The organism is Bordetella tumulicola (assembly GCF_054779135.1).
Genome location: NZ_BAAGYU010000017.1, coordinates 1 through 6,740, shown reverse-complemented (window position 1 = coordinate 6,740; position 6,740 = coordinate 1). Strand labels below are relative to the sequence as shown.

Sequence of the window (6,740 nt, the reverse complement as noted above, 5' to 3'; positions counted from 1 at the left end):
GTGAAATCCGCCGTCGGTGTGATCGACAGCGTATTGCCGCTGCGCTTGGTATCCCAGCGGTAGATCAGCGAATCCTGCGCATCGGGCATGCCGTCCAGACTGCCCGCAGTCAGCACCGGCACCTCGCCCGGCAGCAACGTTACCGCGGTGGGCACGATCGCCCCATCCAACTTGGCGCTGCCTTCCACCTGGAACAAGCTGGCCTTGCCATTGACCGAATCGATCAGCGGGCTGAGCCGGCCTTTCGCCGTCTGAATGAAATGGCCATTCACTCGCGTAGCCATCGTGGCATCGTCGTAGCGGATATTGCCTTCGTTCACGATGTCCGCCACCGCCAGCTTGCCGGCGGTCCAGATGCCCTGGTTGCGCATGACACCGCGGTCGCTGTCGTAGCCGCCATTGCTGTTCACCGGGCCGGCGTTGAAGCTTCCGCTACCGCTCTGCACACTCTCGGGACCGAGGGCGAGCGTGCCCGTGATGCTGCCCAGGTTAGTCAGTGTGACGCTGCCGCCTCCGGTTACTTTGACCGCCGTGCCGCTGGAACCCGCCGCAGTCGTGATGACGCCATCCAGTTGCGCCTTGATGTAGGCCTGGCTAAGTCCGGACGGGCCGTTGGGGCGATCAATCCAGATGGCAGCGCCGTTGCCCGTGCCCCCGGTCACCGTCGTGGTGTGGCCGTTAGAGTCATCTCCACTGCCTACGATCACATTGGGCGTGCCGCTGGCTATCAGGCCGTATCCCGCGGCCTGGGCGAAGATCCCGACGCCATTCTCGCCCGTGGCGGAAACGGAATTACTCAGCAGCGTCACGGTGAAGTTGTCGCTGCCGCTGGTGGAGCTGCCGCAATCGCTGGCCCCGCAGATGATCCCTTGCTGCAGGGGCGCCCCGGCATAAAGCGTGGAGCCATTCAAAATCAAGCCGCCGCCGCCGCCCACACTCTGCGCGAAAATGCCGATGCCCCCGGGCCCATTGGCGCTGATCGTTGCATACGAGCTCACCGTCACGCTGCCGCCGTCGGCCGGGCCAGGAGAGGTCTGGTTGGCGAACGTGGCGTTATAGCCGGTGGTAAGCCCAGGCGTGGTGTTGGTGCCGTCGTTGATGCGAATGATGCCCCCCCCACTGCCTACGGATTGCGCCACGACGCCGATACCCGCGATGCCGCTGGCGGTGATCACGGACGGCGATGTCAAATTGACCTGTACCGCGCCGCCCGACGCTTGCGCATCGTTACCCACGCCCCCTAATTGAATCGTCGGCGTGCCCGAGCCCGCTTGGTTGGCGATGATGTTGCCGCCACCTCCGCCGATACTCTGGGCCAGCACGCCATAGGCGCCGTAACCCGATACGTTCACTAAAAGCGGGTTGTTGGCGAAGTCCGGGTTGATTTGCACGCTGCCGCCCCCACCGCTGGACGACGTACCGCCACCCGCCGTGAAAGTCATGCCGGCCTTGGCATGCGCGCCCGGCACGCCGTACGAACCCCACACGCTGGAGCCCGCGCCAGCAATACCGCCTCCACCGCCGACAGACTGGGCGTTGATGCCGTCGGCGAATATGCCTTGCGTCTGAATGGTGCTGCCCAGGTTGCCATACTCATTGATGACGACGGATCCCCCGGCCCCGCCTGCGCCGCCGTCGCGTCCTTTCGTCATACCCACAGACAGATTACCGCCGAGCGCGTCGGATCCGTCCGCGCCCATGCCGCCTCCGCCGCCAATGCTCTGCGCCACAATACCCGTGGCGCCATAACCGACGGTCTGGATAACGCCGTTGTTCTGCAGATTGACCGTGACGGTACCGCCGGCGCCGCCGCTGCCGCCGGTGCCGCCCACAGCAAAGTTATATGAGCTGTTGACCTCCGCCCAGTCGCCTCCATTGGCGGTTGCCCATGCGGTCCCACCTTTCCCCCCTCCGCCTCCTATGGATTGCGCCACGATGCCGTGCGCCCAGTCGCCTGTGCTGGCCTGCTGATTGCCCTGGTCCTTGACGGGATTGCCCAGGGTGGAAATACCGGACGCCAGCCAAACTGTGACGTCGCCTCCCGCCCCACCCGTGCCCCCGGTTCCGCCTATCGACACATTCAGCGTGGTGTCATCCTGAGCGCCCGACGTGGGATCATTCAACCAATTGACCACGTCGCTGACGAACTCCCGGCCTTGCAAGGCCTGCACCACGGGGTTATCGCCGGAGCCATCCGACCCCGACGTTCCACCCAGCCCGCCGCCCCCGCCGATCGACTGGGCAAGGACCCCGGTAGAGTCATTGCCGCGCGTGACGATGGGCGCCTGCACCGATACCGATACCGTGCCACCCGTGCCCCCCTTCTCGCTTGTCTGGTTGCCCAGGTTGACATTGGCGCCGGGCTTCTGGGACCCCCCTGCCAAGGATTGCGCCAGGCTGAAGGATCCGCCTTGTGACGTACCACCTCCGCCGCCGATGGATTGCGCAATCACACCCGCCGCAGATGACCCAAAAGTCTGGATGCCCTTACCCGGGTATAGGTAAACGGCCACTGGACCTCCATCGCCCCCGGGTGAGCCGGCGCGCCCCACATTGAAAGTCAGCGAGCTGGTGGTCTTGGTGCCGAAGTCCTGGGTATTGCTCGATCCCACCCCAGCATTGCCGCCACCGCCGCCGATGGATTGGGCCTTGACGCCCACTGCGTAATCACCGTAGGTGACGATCGACGTGGGGCTGCTACCACTGTCGTCGGGCACATAACCGCCATCAGAATTAATGGTGCCGCCCATTACCACGTCCACCTGGCCGCCGCTTCCAGCGCCTCCGCCAGTGCCCGCGACCGTGGACGTCAACTCCACGCCATAGACCTTGCCAGTGGGCGACGCGCCGGACGTGTAGCCCATCGCGGCGGCCATGGCTGATGAGTCGCCACCGTCGCCGCCGCCTCCGCCGATACTCTGCACCAGCACGCCCGTGGCGCCGTTACCCAGGGTCGTGATGTCCGCACCGCTAGACATGGCAAAGAGCGCCCTGCCGCCATCGCCACCGGATCCACCGTTGCCCCCGACGCTGACGGCGGCGCTGACGGCCGCCTGCGTTCCGCCGGGCGTCACGGGCGCGGCATCCGCGATCGAGTGCGCAAGCGAATTGCCGCCTTGTCCGCCACCGCCGCCAATGCTCTGGACGACGACGCCATGCCCGTCCACGGGCTGCACATTACAGGTTCGGAGCGAAGATGAAGACCTTGCGCAGATCTGCGGCACATCCGAGGAGCCATGTTGCAGGCTCTTGCTCTGTCCAGTGGCGATCGATCCGCCGACCAAAGTCACTTCGGCCTGCCCCCCGCCATTGGCGGCGCTGCCGCCCTGCCCCCCTACCGACACCGAGACATCGAAGAGCGCTCCCAGCGACGTACCCACGGCATTACCGCCCGTGCCGCCGCCACCACCGACCGACTGAGCGATCAGCCCGGCCGACTTGATGCCCGTCGTGCTGATGAAGGCATTATTGGCCTGAACAGTGACAGCGCCCCCGCCGCCAGCGGAACCGCCACTGCCCCCCACGTTCACCGTCACTTGAACGCCCGTTCCCGTGGCATCGCCACCGTTGCCGCCGCCGCCCCCGATCGACTGGAACACGGCGCCATGCGCGTTGTCGCCGGTAGTATGGATCTTGGAGCCGCTGTTGAAATTGCCCGTTATCGTGCCGCCTGTGGTCGAAGAGCTGCCGCCAGTGCCGCCGACGTTTACCGTGATGCCCGCCGCGCCGCCGCCATCTCCTCCATTGCCGCCGATAGACTGGGCTAATACCCCGATGCCGCCGGACCCGGACGTGGAAATCGAACCCGAGTTGGTGAAACTGATATCGCCACCCGCGCTGGCATTGCCACCGCCGCCGCCCACGTTGGCAATGATGCCGGAAGCGCTTCCGCCGGCGCCGCCCTGGCCGCCGATGGATTGCAAGAGCACGCCTTGCGAGGTGTCGCCCGCGGTAGTGATAGCGCCACTATTGGTGACAGTGATAGCGCCAGACGCACCCGCCGCGCCGCCAGTGCCGGCGTTGGAATGAAAGATGGACCAGCTAGAACCCCCGGCGCCGCCGCTGCCCGCCATGGCCTGCGCAAGAATTCCTCGAGACGTCGAACCAGCGGTACTGATGGTGCCGGCGTTCGTGACAGTGACGGTGCCGACACTGCCACCGACTCCGGTCGTGCCGGGACCTCCGCTGCAACACGAATTCGTGCCGCCCGAGTCATTACCATCGGCGCTGATGCTTTGGGCCAGAATGCCCATGGCATCGGAACCGTAGGTCGTGGTGATCGAGGACGCGCTGTCCAGGGAGACCTGGACGTTACCAGAGCTACCTCCATTGCCCCCATCTCCGCCCTGGGCCGAGCCCGTCCCTGCATTAGCGTACCCGCCCGCGCCACCGGTCCCCCCCTGCGAGCGTGCGACGATTCCTGGGGCATTGGAATGGTTCGTCGTAATCTGGGCCGAAGATACCGTAACGGTAATGTCTCCGCCCGCGCCGCCTGTGCCTCCGTCTCCTCCTTCCGCCTGGCCGCCGATCGATGTTAATGCTTGACCGGCATCGTTTCCGGCGCCCCCTACGCTGGAAGCATAGACACCAGGCGAACTGGGCGAGTCTGTGATCACAGTGACGACATTCGAATTTTGGCCTGTCACGCTGATCGACACGGCTCCCGCGTTACCTCCAGACCCGCCATCGCCGCCGTGTGACGTGGAAAATCCGGTGTCTTGACTAAAGCCGCCGTATCCCCCATCGCCCCCCACTTGGATACCGGCAATAGCAGGCGACTGGCCAGGACCATCGGACCCAATGTAAATTGTCATGTTGCGATTCTGTGCGGAGACAGAGACGCTGGCTCCCTCCGTACTGCCGCCATACCCACCATTTTGCGAAGGGTTCCCGCCAGCGCCAGCAGAGTTCGGGGTGCCTCCGTTGCCACCGTCGCCACCTGCACCGTAGGCCACCAAGCCGGGTAGGTAGTCGCCCGTCGCGGTGATGTAGGCATCGGCGTGGCTTATGGACACCTGTTGGGCGCCACCGCCGAAGGCACCGGAGTTGCCGTTGCCTTGGCTGGCCGACCCGCCGTCGCCACCCAGACTCATCGCCGCGACCACGGCGGCGGGTACGTCGGGGCTGTTCTGCGGGGCCGTTCCACTCACCGTGACAGCGACATCGCCATACTCGTGCAGCGTGACACTGGCGCTGCGCCCCTGGCCGCCGGTACCTCCACCGCCGGAAGAGCTGCTCGTGTTCGTGCTGACGCCATCGGCGCCCTGCGAAAGCGCCTGGACACCATAGACACCCGAACTGGTGCTGGCAGCGTTTTGCCAGGTCCAATTTACAGCTACAGCCCCGTTTGAGATGACGGACGCCGATCCGGCATTACCGCCCCCGCCGTTACCGTTGCTATATCCCCCGAGGGATAGAGCCTGCATTCCGGCGAAGCCGGTTGTTCCGGTCGCGGTTAAATTCAATTGCCCCGTATTCGTAATGCTCGAAGCAAAAGTCGACCCGCCGGCCGCCCCAGAACCCTGTCCGGCACCACCATACTCCCTCGCCAGGATGCCCCCGCCCTGCGTAGTTCCGCTACCCATGTTGATCGTGATTGACCCCGAATTAGCTACCGCAATTCCGCCCGAGATTTGCGAGCTAGTCCAGACGCTGCTGGACCCGCCAGGGTTGCCGCTACCCCCGCCCAGCACGGCCTGCAGGCCGTACGGGCTCAAGTTCGAACCCGAGCCATAATTCAATGTGATGGAGCCGGTATTGTTGAATTGCAGGCCATAGACATTGCCGCCGGATCCATCGGCGCCGTAAGAGCCGAAGTTCAAGCCGCTACCCTGTCCTGGCTGCACCGACATCACCACATCGCCCGATGTGTTCACCTGCATAGGAAGCGCATCCGGGGAACCGGTCTGCGAGTCGTAGGCGGTAGACGTGCCAGAATAATTGCAGACATAGACGCCGCTTTGCATACCGCAAGACTGCGCCAACGCCGCCGTGGGCAGCATCATCCACACCGTAGTCCCTAACAGCCCGGCAATGACGCTGGCCCGAACGGGCCTTAGTGCGCCCGGTTTGTCTACGGTATCCCCTGGTTTACCGGGTTCGTGCGCCCACAGCCCGACGCTGACAACCGAATGTTGCTCATTCATGGTTTAAAGCCCTTTGACGCTAATTCAGATGCCTCAGTCCAGAGGCGCGAAACTGCCACGCGATTGCAGTACCGACATCAGCGCGGGGACTCATGCGCGAATGACGCGATTAATGTATTGATATTTTTGAGATATAGACAGATCCAATTTGTAAAATTTAGAAGCTAGATTGTGACGATTCCGGACTCTTACCCCGCCTGCCCTAGCCAGGCAACCGCCAGATCGTGCAGCGGCTTGTCCACCAGTTTGCCGTCCACGGTCTACCCGTCAGGTGCCTGACACCTCTGCTACCCAAGGCCCCCCTTCTTCCGCCCTCTCAGAAGTAATAGCCCAGTCGGATGTTCGCCGACTGACTCAGGAACGAGCTACTGAAGTCAGCGCTATAGCCCGCCTTGATCTCCAACCCGCCCGCGCGGAACATCTGCAAGCCCAGATCCACCTTGCCCAGCAGCTCCGGCGAACGCACCCGGTCGGTGAACGTGCCGTTATCCGCCGTCGCATTCGCAAAACTGGCGTCAATGCGATGCGTGTTGTTCGGCGTATAACGCAGCCCGAAGGCCGCATAGGCCCGCAACGTGGTCTTGTCATCCAGGT

2 protein-coding genes are annotated in these 6,740 nt (G+C 64.1%); both read right to left on the bottom strand.

The annotated features are described in order from the left end of the window. Positions 1 to 6,146, bottom strand: a 6,146-nt coding sequence (locus ACYVDM_RS25870) for a beta strand repeat-containing protein (protein WP_460475495.1), incomplete at its 3' end; no start/stop codon positions are given. Between the two features lie 316 nt (positions 6,147 to 6,462). Next, on the bottom strand, positions 6,463 to 6,740 hold a 278-nt coding region (locus ACYVDM_RS25865), incomplete at its 5' end, for a hypothetical protein (protein WP_460475494.1).